Source organism: Bradyrhizobium sp. CCGUVB1N3 (assembly GCF_024199925.1).
Taxonomy (GTDB): Bacteria; Pseudomonadota; Alphaproteobacteria; order Rhizobiales; family Xanthobacteraceae; genus Bradyrhizobium.
This window is the reverse complement of the sequence record NZ_JANADR010000001.1, coordinates 6,706,415-6,720,951: the sequence shown is the minus strand read 5'-3', so window position 1 is coordinate 6,720,951 and position 14,537 is coordinate 6,706,415. Positions and strand designations below refer to the sequence as shown.

Sequence of the window (14,537 nt, the reverse complement as noted above, 5' to 3'; positions counted from 1 at the left end):
CATGATCTTCTCGGAAAACCGCTTCGCACTTTGCGCTAGCGCGGCCCTCCGGGTCCGGATCATGCTTCCCGCCTTCGCGACACTTCCTTTTCGTCCCGATTATTTCGAGAGAGACAAATCATGCGCACTTTTCGAGGCGGCCTGCTGATCGGGCTCGCAGTCGCCGTCCTGGTCGGCGCCTTGGCCGTTGTCTATGAGATGTACGACACCCGCACGCTGAAGCGCACGGTCCGGCGCGGCGAGGTCTTCTGCGGCGTCAACAAGGGCCTGCCGGGCTTCTCGATCCCCGACGACAAGGGCAACTGGACCGGATTCGACGTCGATTTCTGCCGCGCGGTGGCGGCGGCCATCTTCAACGATCCGAGCAAGGCCAAGTTCATTCCGCTCGACGCCAGCGAGCGCTTCAAGGAATTGCAGAGCCGGAAGGTCGACATCCTCTCGCGCAACTCGACCTGGAGCATGGCGCGCGAGCTCGACTATGACCTCTATTTCCCGGCGGTCGCCTATTACGACGGCGAAGGGTTCATGCTGCCCCGCTCGCGCAACAAGGAGACCGCGCTGGACCTGAACGGCAGCAAGGTCTGCGTGCAGTCCGGCACCACGACGCTGCTCAACCTCACCGACTACTTCCGCGCCAACAACATGAAGTATGAAGAGGTGAAGTTCGACAAGCTCGAGGACGTCGTCAAAGCCTATGACAGCGGCAAGTGCGACACGCTGACCGCGGACGTCTCCCAGCTCTACGCGCTGCGGCTCAACCTTTCCAAGCCCGGCGACCACATGATCCTGCCGGACATGATCTCCAAGGAGCCGCTCGCGCCCGTCGTGCGCCAGCGCGACGACGACTGGATGATGATCGTGAAGTGGACGCTCTACGCCATGATCAACGCCGAGGAGCTCGGCATCACCTCGGAGAACATCGACGAAGCCTTGAAATCGAAGAAGCCCGAAGTAATGCGCCTGGTCGGCACCGAGGGCAATTACGGCGAGCAGCTTGGGCTGACCAAGGACTGGGCCGTGCGCATCATCCGCCACGTCGGCAATTACGGCGAGATGTATGAGCGCAATATCGGCGAGAAATCCAAGCTGAAGATCCCGCGCGGCATGAACCAGCTCTGGAACGCGGGTGGCGTGCAATACGCGCCGCCGATGCGGTAGCGACGTCATTCCGGGGCGCGCGCGAGCGCGAACCCGGAATCTCGCTCAACAATCTCCGGATTCCGGGTTCGACGCTTCGCGTCGCCCCGGAATGACGGGGTTGAGGGCGTGACCCCTCACACACAAGTGCCGCTCCCTCCCCTCATCCTGAGGAGCGCGGAACGCGCGTCTCGAAGGATGGAGGCCGAGATGCGAGAGCCGGGCCTTCATGGTTCGAGACGGCGCTTCGCGCCTCCTCACCATGAGGGGATGGAGCTCAATACCCCCTCGCCCGCGCGAGCTGCTCGGCATGGTAGTTCGCGTCGCCGAACAATTCCTGGCAGACCCGGGCGCGCTTCATGAAGAAGCCGATGTCGAACTGGTCGGTCATGCCCATGCCGCCATGCATCTGCACGCCTTCCTGCACAGCGCGCGTCGCGGTGGTGCCGGCGCGCGCCTTGGCGACCGCGACCGCTGATGCGGCCTTGGCGACGTCGGCATCGAGCGCCTGCATCGCCTTCATGACCGCGGCGCGGGTGATCTCGATGTCAACATAGAGCTCGGCTGCGCGGTGCTGCAGCGCCTGGAATTCGCCGATCAGCTTGCCGAACTGCTTGCGCTGCTTCAGATACTCGACGGTGCGGCCGAACACCTCTTCGCTCAGGCCCACCATTTCGGAGGCGACCGCGCCGCGGCCGATATCGAGCACGCCGTCGAGCAGGCCTGCGCCCTGATCGACCTCGCCGAGCACGCTGTCGGCATTGACCTCGACATTGTTGAACTCGATGCGCGCCGCATTATGCGCGTCGACCATGATGGTGCGCTCGACGGCAACGCCCTTGGCCGCAGGATTGACCAGGAACAGCGTCAGCCCCTCGCGCTCGCCGGCGGAGCCTGCCGTGCGCGCCGCGACGATGAACAAGTCGGCGACATGGCCGTCGACGACCAGCGCCTTGGCGCCGGAGAGCTTGAAGCCGTTGCCGGCGCGGACGGCTTGCAGATTGGTCTGGAGCGGCCGGTGCTTGGCGCCCTCATCGACCGCAAGCGTCGCGAGCAGCGAGCCGTTGGATACTTTCGGCAAGAATTCCGCCTTCTGCGCCGCATTGCCGCCCCGCGTGAGCGCGGACGCTGCGACCACGCTGGTCGCCAGGAACGGCGACGGCATCAGCGTGCGGCCGATCTCCTCCATGACGATTCCGGCTTCGATGCAGCCGAGACCGCTGCCGCCGAACTCTTCCGGCACCAAGAGGCCGGCAAAGCCCATCTCGGCGAAGGATTGCCAGAGCTCCTTGGAGAAGCCGGTCGGATCCTTGGCGTCGCGCAAATGCCGCAGATGCGACACCGGCGCCTTGTCGCTGATCAGCCCGCGCGCGGAGTCGCGGAGCATCGATTGTTCTTCGGTGAGGACGAGGGCCATGGTGGGCTCCAACAAAGTGCTGTTCGACTGGATTCGGTGATGACCCTCATGGTGAGGAGGCGCGTCAGCGCCGTCTCGAACCATGAGGCCGTCCTTCGAGACGCGGCCTTGCGGCCGCTCCTCAGGACGAGGACTTCTCTTAAGCCCCCGGCAGATCGAGGATGCGCTTGGCGACGATGCCGAGCATCACTTCGGTGGTACCGCCCTCGATCGAGTTGGCCTTGGTGCGCAGCCAGGCGCGCGGGCGGGCGCCTTGTTTGGAACGCTCGCTCTCCCATTCCAGCGCGTCGACGCCGCCGGCCGACATCAGGATCTCGTAGCGGCGCTTGTTGAGCTCGGTGCCGTAATATTTCATCGCGGAGGAGAACGCCGGATGCGCCTGCCCGGCCTTGGCGAGATCGACCGCGCGCTCGGCGCAGGCTGCAAGCGCCGCTTCGTCGACATCGAAGCTCGCGATCTGGCCGCGCAGCATCGCATCGTCGAGCTTGCCCTGCGCATCGGTGCCGACCGCATCAGCGGCGATCTGGCCGAGCGGACGGCCGACGCCGCGCTCGCCCATGCCCGAGATCATCGCGCGCTCGTGCTGCAACAGATATTTTGCGACGTCCCAGCCGCGGTTGACCGTGCCGACGACGTGCGATTTCGGCACGCGGACATTGTCGAAGAAGGTCTCGCAGAACGGCGAGTAGCCGGAGATCAGCAAAATCGGCTTGGTCGAGACCCCCTTCGAGGTCATGTCGAACAGAATGAAGCTGATGCCATCGTGCTTCTTCGCCGCGGGATCGGTGCGCACCAGGCAGAAGATCCAGTCGGCATAGTTGGCGTAAGACGTCCAGATCTTCTGGCCGGTGATGACGAAATCGTCGCCGTCGCTCTCCGCGCGGGTCTGGAGCGAAGCGAGATCGGACCCGGCATTGGGCTCGGAATAACCCTGGCACCAGCGGATCAGGCCCGCCGCGATCTTCGGCAGGTGCTCCTTCTTCTGCGCCTCGTTGCCGTATTTCAGCAGTGCGGGCCCGAGCATCCAGATGCCAAAGCTCGACAGTGGCGGCCGCGCGCCGATCTTTGCCATCTCGCTACGCAGCACCTTGTGCTCGGCGGCGCTTAGGCCGCCACCGCCATATTCCTTCGGCCAGTCCGGCACGGTCCAGCCCTTGTCGCGCATGCGCTCGAACCAGACCCGCTGCGGTTCGGACGAGAATTTCGTGTTACGCCCACCCCAGAACACGTCGGCATCGGAGGCCGCGGGCTTGCGCATCTCCGGCGGGCAGTTGGCTTCCAGCCAGGCACGGGTCTCGTTGCGGAATGTTTCGAGCTCGGTTGATTCAAAATCCGGCGCTTTGGAGTCAGTCATAAGTCGCTTCCGTCCATCAAGGTCAGCTTGTTGCTGATGACTCTGGGCCATCGCACCGCGGAATTCAACCTATTCCGCACGCTCCGGCTACTCACACTGTTCGTCATCGGGCATACTTGCCGTCACGGCGAAGCTTGAAAAGACAGAGGAAACGACGATGCGCCTAAAACTACTTTCGCCTGGCGAAATGAGCGACGACCAGCGGCAGACCTATGACGAGGCGATTGCCGGAAAACGCGGCAAGCCGCCGGCGCCGATGATGGCCTGGCTCAACAGCCCGGAGATGGCGCGCCACGCGACGCGGCTCGGCGAGGTCATGCGCTTCAACACCGTATTTCCCGCAAAGCTCTCGGAGATCGCAATTCTCGTGACGGCGCGGCACTGGACCTCGCATTACGAATGGTACGCGCATAAGCGCCTGGCCCTTCAGGGCGGCATGAAGCCAGAGATTATCGACGCGATCCGCGACCGCCGCACGCCGGAGTTCGACGATCCCAGGGGCAAGATGATCTACGACGTCGCAAAATCGCTGCATGAGGCCCATGGGCTGGCGAAGGGCCTCTACGACGAGGCCGTCGCGCTGCTCGGCGAGCGCGGGCTCGTCGAGGTGATCGGCCTGTGCGGCTACTACACGCTGGTGTCGATGACCCTGAACAGCTTTGAGTTCGGCCTGCCGGAGGGCGAGGTGTCGGAGCTGAGCTAATTGCCGATCCGGAAACGCTGAGTTTCGGGATAGGCCAGTTCCACTGTCTCGCAGCAGTCCCTATGTGGGGCGGAGAAACGGAGCAGCAGCATGTCGCCAAATCCAGCCGTCAATCCCGGCACCCGCATCGGCCACGTTCACCTCAAGGTCGCCGATCTCGACCGTGCGCTCGGCTTCTATTGCGGTGTGCTCGGCTTTGAGCTGATGCAGCGCATGGGCTCTGGCGCGGCCTTCATCTCCGCCGGAGGCTATCACCATCACATCGGCCTCAATACCTGGGAGAGCAAAGGCGGCTCGCCGCCGCCGCAGGGCACGACTGGGCTCTATCACACCGCGATCCTCTATCCGACGCGGCCGGCACTGGCCGATGCGCTGTATCGCGTGCTCTCGGCCGGCATCGCGCTGGACGGTGCGAGCGACCACGGCGTGTCCGAGGCGCTCTATCTGCGCGATCCCGACGAGAACGGCGTCGAACTCTATTGGGACCGGCCGAAAGAGCAATGGCCGCTCACGCCGGACGGCAAGCTTGCGATGTTTACGCGGCGGCTGGATCTCGAGGACTTGCTGAAGCAGCGCGAGGCGTGATTTCGTAGCGTGGGCAAAGCGAAGCGTGCCCACCACTTCTGTCGGAATGGTTGAGAGATGGTGGGCACGGCGCTCTGCGCCTTTGCCCACCCTACGATTCTGCCCCTGCGGGAAGAACTCAGCAGCGCTCCGTCAAATCGCGTCGGGAAACTCGCCCATTGCGGCTTCCAGCCGCGCCTTGCGGCGGCGCGCCCAGGAGGCGAACGAGAGGACGGCGAGGCCCAGCAGCACCGGCGGGAACACCACCATGTTCACCGCCGACCAGCCGTAATTCGCGAGCAACTGGCCCGATGAGAACGAGCCGATCGCCATCATGCCGAACACCAGGAAATCGTTGAACGCCTGCACCTTGTTGCGTTCGTTCGGGCGGTGCGTCTCCAGCACCAGCGCAGAGGCGCCGATGAAGGAGAAATTCCAGCCCACGCCAAGCACGATCAGCGTCGCCCAGAAATGCATCGCGGTGATGCCGGAGAGGCCGATCGCTGCGGCGCCCGCCTCCAGCAAAAGGCCGGTGGCGACGATTTTCGGCGCGCCGAAGCGCGCGATCAAGGCGCCCGTGAAGAAGCTCGGGCCGTACATGGCGACGATGTGCCATTGAATGCCGAAATTGGAATCGCTGACACTGAGGCCGCAGAGCTTCATGGCAAGCGGCGCCGAGGTCATCACCAGGTTCATCATGGGATAGGCGATGACGCCGCACAGTGCCGCTGCAATGAAGCGCGGCTGCCGCACGATGCGCAGCAGCGGCCGTCCGCCGTGTAGATCGGCAGCCGCCGGCTTCGGCATGTCGACGCCGGCAACGATGCCCATCGCGATCAGCGCCACCGCCGCCTGCACCACGAAGCTGAAGGCGAACAGATAGGGCGGCCAGACGTCCATGGTCCATTGCACGAGCTGCGGACCGAGCACGCCGGCGAACACGCCGCCCGCCATCACCCAGGACACCGCCTTGGGCCGGAACGCCGCGCTGGCGCCGTCGGCGGCCGCGAAGCGATAGGATTGCGCAACGGAGCCATAGAGACCGCCGAGGAAGGTCGCGACGCAAAACAGCGCGAACGAGCCGTTGAGGATCGCGAGCGAGCCGACGAGGCCCGTGAGCGTGCCGCAGGCGGTGCCGACGATGAAGGCCATGCGGCGACCGAAGCGGCGCGAAATCGCACCGGTCGGCAGCGTGCCGGCGGCAAGGCCGAGCACATACATCGACAGCGGCACGGTCGCGAGCGACATGTCGGGCGCGAGCGTCGCGCCGACGATCGAGCCGGTGGCGAAGATCACGGCCGAATTGGCGCCGGTCAGCGCCTGCGCCGCCGCAAGACGCACCACATTGGCACGCACGCGAGCGTCGTCGGCTGTCTCATCGGCTAAAGTCACATCGATCATCGGCATGTCCGCCCGGCGGCGCTTGTTGATTCTGCGGCACTATGGAGGGGTGCGCCGGGGCGGACAACCGGCGCAAACGAGCGCAAGCCATGCCGAGGGCGCAATTGGACAGCAACTAGCAGGCCGCGCTATCAAAGCCTTGCGCTCGATCAAGTCAGACCTGCAAGTTCACCTTGCAAGTTCGCTCTGGAGTTCGGATTCATGCCCGTTGACGACAGGCCCACGCTGACCGCTCCCGACGACGATCCGTATCTCTGGCTGGAAGACGTCGAAGGCGAGCGCGCGCTCGATTTCGTCGAGCGGCAGAATCGCCTGACGCTGGAGACTTTCGGCGGCCCGGCATTCGCGCGCGACAGCGATACGCTCGCGGCGATCTACGACCGGCCGGATAACATTCCCTATGTCGGGCGCAGCGACGGCCTCCTCTACAATCTCTGGAAGGACGTGAACCATCCGCGCGGCCTGTGGCGGCGGACCACGATGGATGAGTTTCGCAAGCCCGATCCATCCTGGGAGACCCTGCTCGACATCGACGCGCTCGCGGCTGATGAAGGCGAGGACTGGCTGCTGAACTGGTCGAGCTCGCTGCCCGGCGATGCCCCGCAGACGATCCTGAGTCTGTCGCGCGGCGGCAGCGATGCCGTAACCTTGCGCGAATTCGATCTGAGCACGAAGAGCTTTGTCGCAGGCGGCTTCGCGCTGCCGGAAGCCAAGGGCGGCGCCGCGTGGGTCGATGCCGATACGGTGCTGCTATCCAGTGCACTCGGCGAGAGTATGGCGACAAGCTCGGGCTATGCGAGGACGGTACGGCTGTGGCGGCGTGGCGAGCCTGTTGAGCAGGCGGCCGTGGTGTTCGAGACCACACCCGATCGGATGAGCGCCTATTGCGACGTCGACCGGACCGGCGAGACGCCGCGCGTCTGGTTCATCGACCGGCTGGACTTCTTCAACTTCGACATCTGGCTCGGCACCGAGCGTGGTGCGACCGTGAAGCTCGATCTTCCCTCCGACATCTGGCTACAAATCCATCAGGACTGGTTCGCGATCAAGCTGCGCACGGCCTGGACAGTCGGCGGAGTAACCCAGGCTCCGGACACCGTGCTCGGCATTTCGCTATCGGCCTTCCTCGCCGGCGATCGCAATTTCACCGTCGTGTTCGCGCCTAGCCCGCGCCGCGCATTGCAGGGATTTTCATGGGCCGCCGGCAAGCTCCTCCTCAGCATCCTCGACGAGCTGCGGCCGGTCTTCGAAATCTGCACGCCATCAGCCGCGGGCTGGAGCCGTGAGACGCTGCGCGGGCTGCCCGACATCGGCGTGGTCGACGTCTGGCGCTTCGATCATCATGAATCTGAAAGCAATGGCGACCTGCTCGCCAATGTCCAGGATCCGCTCACGCCGCCATCGCTGATGCTGATCGAGTCTGGCGTCGCCAGTCCGACCGTGCTCAAGCAGGCGCCCAAAACCTTCACCGCGGACGGGCTCGTCGTGACTCAGCACGAGGCGATCTCGATCGACGGCGAGCGCATTCCCTATGTGCAGACCGGGCCGGCGCGCGCGACCGGCGATGCGCCGGTCTATATGAGCGCCTATGGCGGCTTCGGCCATGCGGTGAAGCCTTACTACAATCCGTCGCTCGGCAAGCTGTGGCTGGAGCGCGGCGGCACCACCGTGCAGGCGAATTTGCGCGGCGGCGGCGAGTTCGGCACGCGCTGGCACGATGCCGGCCGGTACGCCGGCAAGCGGCTGTCGCATGATGATTTCGCGGCGGTCGCCGCCGATCTCGTGCGGCGTGGCGTGACGCAGGCGAAGCGCATCGCCGCGCAAGGTGGATCGAACGGGGGCATCCTCATCACCAACATGCTGACGCGCTACCCCGAACGATTCGGCGCGCTGTTCTGCACGATCCCGCTGATCGACATGCGCCGCTACACAAAGCTGCTCGCGGGCGCGAGCTGGATCGCGGAATATGGCGACCCCGACGAGCCTGAGGAGTGGGAGTGGCTGAAGACCTATTCGGCCTATCACGCCGCAAAGCCCGGCCAGCCCTATCCGCCGATCCTGATCGCGACGACGCGGCGGGACGATCGCGTCCATCCCGGACACGCGCGCAAGATGGCCGCAAAGCTTCAGGCCATGGGCTATGAGGCTTATTTCTACGAGCCGGCCGCGGGTGGCCATGGCTACGGCAAGGACAACAAGGAGCGCGCCGGCTTCCAGGTGCTGGGCTTTGAATTCCTGAAAAGCAGGATCGGCTGGCACGACGGCGAGGGGTAGCGACGCAGCGCCTCAGGCCTTCGCAAACACCAGCGTCAGATTGTTCGCGGGCATGTCGATGAGATCGATGAGGCGCAGGCCCGCATATTGTGCGAGCTTCTCGACGTCGGCGAGATCGCGCACGCCCCATTCCGCGTTGCCTTCGCGCAAGGTGGTGTCGAATACGGCGTTGCTGAGCGCGGTGTGCTTGCCCTCGCGCTTGAAGGGACCGTAGAGGAACAGCGTTCCGCCGGGCCGCAAATAACGGCCGGCGCCGGCGAACAGCCCCTCGGCGACGTTCCACGGTGCGATGTGGATGACGTTGGCGCAAAACACCGCCGCGAGATCTTGCGGCCCCTCGCCGCTCTTCATCTCCGGGCACCAGTCGGGATTGGACAGATCGACCCGCAGCGGCGGGCGGACGTTTGGCAGACCGGAATGGACGCGCCAGGCCTCGATGCTCTTCAGATGCCGCTGGTTGAGGTCGCTCGGCCACCAGACGAGATCAGGCGTATGGCGGGCGAAGTGGACCACATGCTGGCCGGTTCCACTGCCGACCTCGACCACATCGCCGAGGCGGCCGGCCAGGTGCTTCTCCAGCGCTGCCCAGATCGCCTCGTGATTGCGATGGAACGCCGGTGCATCGAGCCGCCCATCGGGCTCGACCCGCCCGCCGTCCCTGCCAAATTCGACGACATATTCAGCCAATTGAGGCTCCCGGGAAAACGAGAACGAGATAAAAACGCCACTGGCCCCAAAATCACTGGCCCGTCAGGGCCGAAACTGCCGAACAAATAGTCTCTTTGGTTGCAACGCGGAAGATCTTAACTCCGATTTGCGACCAGCATAGTCGCGATTGTCAGGCGGTGCCCTTTGTGCTTTGAGCACTATATTTCGCGAATGCAAACATCGACATAACGCCTCGGACCGACGCCTTGACCGCCTTTCCCCGGAAGCCCGCCCTGCTCTTCATCCTGGCCGCTCTCGCCGCGATGGCTGCTGCGCCGGCGCGCGCCCAATCCGCAGCCGAAGGGCAGAAGCTCGCCTTCGACCGCGGCAAGGGCAATTGCCTGACCTGCCACGTCATCAGGGGCGGCGACCTGCCCGGCACGATCGGGCCCGAGCTGAAGGACATCAAGGCGAAATACCCCGACCGCAACGAGCTTGTCGCGATCCTCTTCGACGAGACCAAGCGCAACCCGCAGACCATGATGCCGCCGTTCGGACGCAACCGGTTGCTGACCGAACAGGAGATCAACGCGATCGTTGATTTCCTCCAGACCCTGTAACGGCGCCGATACCTTAAGGGATCGCTGAGGCGATCGACCAGGAGACCACGATGAGTGCAACGACCGGCCTTCTCACGACGCGGCGCCTGATCCTGCAAGGCGCGGCCTCCGTTGCGCTGATCGGCCTCGGCAATCTGCCGTTCGCGAGCGCGCCCGCGCACGCCGCGGCCAACGACAAATATCCGGAAGAGGCATTCAAGCAGAAGAGCGAAGCCGACGCGATCAAGGCGCTCTATGGCAAGACCGCCGAGCCGTCGGACAAGATCAAGCTGGACGCGCCCGAGATCGCCGAGAACGGCGGCGTGGTGCCGATCTCGGTGACGACGACGCTCGACAAGGTGACCTCGATCTCGTTCTTCGTCGCCGAGAACCCGAACGCGCTCGCCGCAAGCTACAAGATTCCGGACGGCACGGTCCCGAGCGTCGCCAACCGTTTGAAGATGGCAAAGACCACCAACGTGGTTGCGATCGTGGAGTCCGACGGCAAGCTCTTCAGCGCGACCAAAGAGGTCAAGGTCACCGTCGGCGGTTGCGGCGGCTAGGAGAAAAGTCCGATGGCATCAAGCATTCGCGTGCGCGCAACCTCCAACGGAGACATCACCGAGGTGCAGGCGCTGATCCAGCACCCGATGGATTCCGGTTTCGTCAAGGACGCCAAGGGCGAATTGATTCCGGCGCATTTCATCCAGGAGCTGAAGTTCGAATGTAACGGCAAGGACGTTTTCGTCGCCGATTGGGGCCCCGCGGTCTCGAAAGACCCGTACGTCAAGTTCAGCTTCAAGGGGGCCAAGAAGGGCGACGACCTCAAGATCTCATGGACCGACAACAAAGGTGCGTCGGACACGACCACCGCGAAGATCTCGTGATGAAGGCGCGCTCCGCAATCTGGCTCGGCTCTGCGCTCGTCGCGCTTGCGGCGCTCGGCTTCACCGCGCAGCGCGTGATCGCTGCCGACAAGATCGATCCCGCGGCTGAGGCCAAGGCGTTCCAGAACTTCTTCTTCCAGAAATTCCCGAACGTGAAGCACGAGGATTTCGTCAACGGTCCTTATTCCATGAACGAGGACATGAAGCGGCAGTGGCAGGAGAAGGAGGAGTTTCCACCTTACGAGTTCGCGCTTGACGCCGGCAAGGAGATGTTTGCGACCCCGTTCAAGAACGGCAGGACTTACGCCGACTGCTTCCCGAACGGCGGCGTCGGCATCCGCCAGAACTATCCTTATTTCGACGAGAAGGAAGGCAAGGTCGTCACGCTCGAGCTCGCGCTCAACCGCTGCCGCGAGGCCAATGGGGAAGCGCCCTACTCCTACGTCAAGGACGAGATGGCCTCGCTGACCGCCTACATGGCGTTTACCTCGCGCGGCAAGCTGATGGACATCAAGATCCCCGACGATCCGCGCGCGCTCGAGGCTTACGAGAACGGCAAGCGCTATTTCTACACGCGGCGCGGGCAGATGAACTTCTCCTGCGCGAGCTGCCATGTGCAGAGCCCGGGCGAGCGCATCCGCGCGGAAGTGCTGGCGCCGGCGCTCGGCATTCTGAACGCGATGCCGATCTACCGCTCGGAATGGAGCGGCATGGGCACGACCAGCCGCCGCTTCATCACCTGCAACAGCCAGACCCGCGCGGTTCCACTGGAACCGCAGTCCGACGAGTACCGCGACGTCGAATATTTCCTGTCCTACGTCGCCAACGGCTTGCCGATTTCCGGCCCGGGAGCGCGGCCATGAGCATGACGATGAGCACGACGATGATCGGAATGCGATCACTGGCACTCGTGTTGCTGCTGACGGTTGCGGCAGTGCCGGCGCGCGCGGCGAGCGAAGCCGATTACAAGGCGGCCTATGCTGCGGCGGAAGCTGCCAGCAAGGAAGCGGCCGGCTTGCGCAACCAGTGGACCCCGACCGTGTCGACTCTCGCCGCGGCGAAGAAGGCCGGCGATGGCGGCGATTTCGACCGTGCGGTCGCCGCCGCCAAGGAGGCCGAAGCGCTGGCGAAGGCCTCGATCTTCCAGGCGACGTCGGAAAAAGAAGCCTGGAAGGCGATGGAAATCCGCTAGACTGGCTCTCGTGGAACTGTTGGACGATCTTCTTCTTTAAGGGGCGGAGAATTTGGGATGACCATCCGCCGCCGCGATTTCCTGAGAGCCGCAGGCGCTGCCGCCGTCACGGCCGGGCTGCCGCGGCTTGCGCGCGGCGCCGACACCACCAGCATCTACGACCTCGAACGCTTCGGCAATGCGCGCATCCTGCACATCACCGATACGCATGCGCAGCTCAACCCGGTCTATTTCCGCGAGCCCAGCGTCAATATTGGCATCGGGGAAATGGCGGGACGGCCGCCGCATCTGGTCGGCCGCGCCTTCCTCGAGCGTTTCGGCATCCGGCCCGACAGCGCGGACGCCTATGCCTTCACCTGCTTCGAGTTCGAGAAGTCCGCGGCCCGCTTCGGCAGGCTCGGCGGCTTTGCGCATCTGAAGACGCTGATTGAGCGCTTACGCAACGACGTCGGCGAGCAGCATTCGCTGCTGCTCGACGGCGGCGACCTCTGGCAGGGCACGGGGCTTGCCAACACCATGCAGGGCCGCGACATGGTCGAGGTGGCGAACCTGCTCGGCATCGAGGCCATGACCGGCCATTGGGAATTCACCTATGGCGAGCAGGCGCTGCGCGACAATCTCGAGCGCTTCAAGGGCGAGTTTCTGGCGCAGAATGTCTTCCTGACCGAGGAGGCCGCGTTCAACGACGCGCGCGCCTTCGACAAGGCGACGGGGCGCGTGTTCAAGCCATCGACCATCAGGGAGCTCGGCGGCCATCGCATCGCGATCATCGGCCAGGCCTTTCCCTATGTGCCGATCGCGCATCCCAAGCGTTTCACGCCGGATTGGACCTTTGGCATCCGCGAGGAGGAGCTGCAGAAGCTCGTCGACGGCTTGCGCGGCAACGACAAGGTCGATGCGGTGATCCTGCTGTCGCACAACGGCATGGACGTCGATCTGAAGCTTGCGAGCCGCGTCACCGGCATCGACGTCATCCTCGGCGGCCACACCCATGACGCCGTCCCGCAACCGATCGCCGTGAAGAATGCAAGCGGCACGACGCTCGTCAGCAATGCCGGCTCGAACGGAAAATTTCTCGCCGTGCTCGATCTCCAGCTCGCGAAGGGCAAGGTGAGCGATGTCCGCTACCATCTGCTGCCGGTCTATTCCGAGCTGTTGAAGCCGGATCCCGCGATGGCCGAGCTGATCGGCAAGGTGCGCGCGCCGCACGTGGCCGACTGGTCGGAGAAGATCGCAACGCCCGATCGCCTGCTCTATCGCCGCGGCAATTTTTCCGGCCCCATGGATGAGCTCATCTGCGCGGCGCTGCGCCACGAGCTCGATGCCGAGATCGCGCTGTCGCCGGGCTTCCGCTGGGGCGTCACTGCGCTCGCCGGCCAGCCGCTCACGCTCGAGGATGTGCTGGCGGAGACCGCGATCTCCTATCCCGAGACCTATGTGCAGGAGATGCTGGGGGCCCAGATCAGGGACGTGCTGGAGGACATCTGCGACAACCTCTTCAACGCCGATCCCTACCACCAGCAGGGCGGCGATATGGTACGCGCCGGCGGGCTCAATTACACCTGCACGCCGACAGCCGCGATCGGCAGCCGCATCTCCGCGCTCACGCTCGACAGCGGCAAGCCGGTTGAGGCTGACAGGCGTTACAAGGTCGCGGGCTGGGCGTCGGTCAACCCACAGCAAGGCGCGCCTGTCTGGGACGTGGTCGCCAAATACCTGCGCTCGGGCCGGATGCCGGAGAACAAAAGCTCCAGCGTCGCGCTCAGGGGCGTCGAGGACAATCCGGGAATTGCAGGACAGGGATGACGGGTTCGCCAAATCTTCGCGCGATGCTGTTGGCGCTGGTCGCTTGGGCTTTGGTGCTGCCCGCCTTTGCGCAGCAGGTGCCCCTGCAGGACAAGCCGTTTGCCGAGCACAAGATCGTGCTCCAGCTCTCCGACGGCGATACCAAGAAGCAGGCGCTGGTGCTCAGCGTCGCCAACAATCTCCTGAAAGCCTATGACCCCGACAAGGTCGCGATCGAGGTGGTGGCGTTCGGTCCGGGCATCGACCTCCTGCTCAGCGCCAACGACCATCGTAAGCAGGTCGAGAGCCTGATCGCACAGGGCGTTCGCTTCGATATCTGCCTCAACACCGTCGACACGATCGAGCGGGAGAGCGGCCGGCGGCCGGATTTCATCCCTTCCGCAACGCCCGTGCAGGTCGGGGTCGGGCAGATCCTGTTCCTGACCGAGAATGGCTACACGCTGGTGCGGCCGTAACGGCGCTCTCGTCACTCCGGGGCGGTCCGCCGGGCCGAGCCCGGAATGACAGCAGAGAGATCCGTCGCCTTCACCACATCAGTCGCAGCAATAATCTTCT

At 64.4% G+C, this 14,537-nt stretch carries 15 protein-coding genes; 11 read left to right on the top strand and 4 right to left on the bottom strand.

Going from position 1 to position 14,537, the window contains the following annotated elements; genetic code table 11:
• Window positions 1–120 precede the first annotated feature (120 nt).
• Entirely contained in the window at window positions 121–1,158 is a 1,038-nt protein-coding gene (locus NLM33_RS31995) for an amino acid ABC transporter substrate-binding protein (protein WP_254102187.1), read from the top strand.
• A gap of 256 nt (window positions 1,159–1,414) precedes the next feature.
• Here the strand turns inward: NLM33_RS31995 and NLM33_RS31990 are convergent, their stop codons facing one another.
• Entirely contained in the window at window positions 1,415–2,554 is a 1,140-nt protein-coding gene (locus NLM33_RS31990) for an acyl-CoA dehydrogenase family protein (RefSeq protein ID WP_254102185.1), read from the bottom strand.
• 139 nt (window positions 2,555–2,693) lie between these two features.
• Complete coding sequence (locus NLM33_RS31985; protein WP_254102183.1) at window positions 2,694–3,908, bottom strand: acyl-CoA dehydrogenase family protein; 1,215 nt, start codon at window positions 3,906–3,908, stop codon at window positions 2,694–2,696.
• A 157-nt stretch (window positions 3,909–4,065) separates the two neighbouring features.
• On the opposite strand from NLM33_RS31985, the gene NLM33_RS31980 reads away from it, so the two are divergent.
• A complete protein-coding gene (locus NLM33_RS31980) occupies window positions 4,066–4,611 on the top strand; it encodes a carboxymuconolactone decarboxylase family protein (protein WP_254102181.1) in 546 nt (181 codons plus the stop codon).
• Between the two features lie 90 nt (window positions 4,612–4,701).
• Window positions 4,702–5,196 (top strand): VOC family protein, encoded by a 495-nt coding sequence (locus NLM33_RS31975; RefSeq protein ID WP_254102179.1) that lies wholly within the window; start codon window positions 4,702–4,704, stop codon window positions 5,194–5,196.
• A gap of 132 nt (window positions 5,197–5,328) precedes the next feature.
• Here the strand turns inward: NLM33_RS31975 and NLM33_RS31970 are convergent, their stop codons facing one another.
• Window positions 5,329–6,576, bottom strand: a complete 1,248-nt coding sequence (locus NLM33_RS31970; protein ID WP_254102177.1) for an MFS transporter — start codon at window positions 6,574–6,576, stop codon at window positions 5,329–5,331.
• 201 nt (window positions 6,577–6,777) lie between these two features.
• Here NLM33_RS31970 and NLM33_RS31965 point away from each other — a divergent pair, with 201 nt between their 5' ends.
• Complete coding sequence (locus NLM33_RS31965; protein WP_254102175.1) at window positions 6,778–8,850, top strand: prolyl oligopeptidase family protein; 2,073 nt, start codon at window positions 6,778–6,780, stop codon at window positions 8,848–8,850.
• Window positions 8,851–8,862: 12 nt separating this feature from the next.
• Here the strand turns inward: NLM33_RS31965 and NLM33_RS31960 are convergent, their stop codons facing one another.
• Entirely contained in the window at window positions 8,863–9,537 is a 675-nt protein-coding gene (locus NLM33_RS31960) for a DUF938 domain-containing protein (RefSeq protein ID WP_254102173.1), read from the bottom strand.
• 284 nt (window positions 9,538–9,821) lie between these two features.
• Between NLM33_RS31960 and soxX the strand changes: the two genes are divergently transcribed.
• Genes soxX through NLM33_RS31925 form a run of 7 tightly spaced genes read left to right on the top strand, consistent with a single transcriptional unit; the run spans window position 9,822 to window position 14,437 of the window.
• Entirely contained in the window at window positions 9,822–10,118 is a 297-nt protein-coding gene (gene soxX / locus NLM33_RS31955; protein WP_371930145.1) for a sulfur oxidation c-type cytochrome SoxX, read from the top strand.
• Between the two features lie 50 nt (window positions 10,119–10,168).
• Window positions 10,169–10,660 carry a thiosulfate oxidation carrier protein SoxY gene (gene soxY / locus NLM33_RS31950; RefSeq protein WP_254102169.1) on the top strand — a complete coding sequence of 164 codons (492 nt, stop codon included), beginning with the start codon at window positions 10,169–10,171 and terminating at the stop codon, window positions 10,658–10,660.
• A 12-nt stretch (window positions 10,661–10,672) separates the two neighbouring features.
• Window positions 10,673–10,984, top strand: a complete 312-nt coding sequence (soxZ, locus tag NLM33_RS31945) for a thiosulfate oxidation carrier complex protein SoxZ (protein ID WP_254102167.1) — start codon at window positions 10,673–10,675, stop codon at window positions 10,982–10,984.
• Window positions 10,984–11,847: a sulfur oxidation c-type cytochrome SoxA gene (gene soxA, locus NLM33_RS31940; RefSeq protein WP_254102165.1), complete on the top strand. Its 864-nt coding sequence runs from the start codon at window positions 10,984–10,986 to the stop codon at window positions 11,845–11,847. The genes soxZ and soxA overlap by 1 nt, the downstream gene beginning before the upstream one ends.
• A gap of 29 nt (window positions 11,848–11,876) precedes the next feature.
• Window positions 11,877–12,176: a hypothetical protein gene (locus tag NLM33_RS31935; RefSeq protein ID WP_254106006.1), complete on the top strand. Its 300-nt coding sequence runs from the start codon at window positions 11,877–11,879 to the stop codon at window positions 12,174–12,176.
• A gap of 57 nt (window positions 12,177–12,233) precedes the next feature.
• Complete coding sequence (soxB, locus tag NLM33_RS31930; RefSeq protein WP_254102163.1) at window positions 12,234–13,982, top strand: thiosulfohydrolase SoxB; 1,749 nt, start codon at window positions 12,234–12,236, stop codon at window positions 13,980–13,982.
• Window positions 13,979–14,437, top strand: coding sequence for a hypothetical protein (locus NLM33_RS31925; RefSeq protein ID WP_254102162.1), 459 nt, complete (start codon window positions 13,979–13,981; stop codon window positions 14,435–14,437). Before soxB ends, NLM33_RS31925 begins: the two co-directional genes overlap by 4 nt.
• Window positions 14,438–14,537 lie beyond the last annotated feature (100 nt).

Excerpts from the sequence above, each read along its gene's own strand:
- NLM33_RS31980 (WP_254102181.1), top strand. The coding sequence starts at position 4,066 with ATGCGCCTAAAACTACTTTCGCCTGGCGAAATGAGCGACGACCAGCGG.
- soxX (WP_371930145.1), top strand. The coding sequence starts at position 9,822 with ATGGCTGCTGCGCCGGCGCGCGCCCAATCCGCAGCCGAAGGGCAGAAG.
- NLM33_RS31935 (WP_254106006.1), top strand. The coding sequence starts at position 11,877 with ATGCGATCACTGGCACTCGTGTTGCTGCTGACGGTTGCGGCAGTGCCG.
- NLM33_RS31970 (WP_254102177.1), bottom strand. The coding sequence starts at position 6,576 with ATGATCGATGTGACTTTAGCCGATGAGACAGCCGACGACGCTCGCGTG.
- NLM33_RS31985 (WP_254102183.1), bottom strand. The coding sequence starts at position 3,908 with ATGACTGACTCCAAAGCGCCGGATTTTGAATCAACCGAGCTCGAAACA.
- NLM33_RS31990 (WP_254102185.1), bottom strand. The coding sequence starts at position 2,554 with ATGGCCCTCGTCCTCACCGAAGAACAATCGATGCTCCGCGACTCCGCG.
- NLM33_RS31975 (WP_254102179.1), top strand. The coding sequence starts at position 4,702 with ATGTCGCCAAATCCAGCCGTCAATCCCGGCACCCGCATCGGCCACGTT.
- soxY (WP_254102169.1), top strand. The coding sequence starts at position 10,169 with ATGAGTGCAACGACCGGCCTTCTCACGACGCGGCGCCTGATCCTGCAA.
- soxZ (WP_254102167.1), top strand. The coding sequence starts at position 10,673 with ATGGCATCAAGCATTCGCGTGCGCGCAACCTCCAACGGAGACATCACC.
- NLM33_RS31965 (WP_254102175.1), top strand. The coding sequence starts at position 6,778 with ATGCCCGTTGACGACAGGCCCACGCTGACCGCTCCCGACGACGATCCG.
- NLM33_RS31925 (WP_254102162.1), top strand. The coding sequence starts at position 13,979 with ATGACGGGTTCGCCAAATCTTCGCGCGATGCTGTTGGCGCTGGTCGCT.
- NLM33_RS31995 (WP_254102187.1), top strand. The coding sequence starts at position 121 with ATGCGCACTTTTCGAGGCGGCCTGCTGATCGGGCTCGCAGTCGCCGTC.
- soxB (WP_254102163.1), top strand. The coding sequence starts at position 12,234 with ATGACCATCCGCCGCCGCGATTTCCTGAGAGCCGCAGGCGCTGCCGCC.
- soxA (WP_254102165.1), top strand. The coding sequence starts at position 10,984 with ATGAAGGCGCGCTCCGCAATCTGGCTCGGCTCTGCGCTCGTCGCGCTT.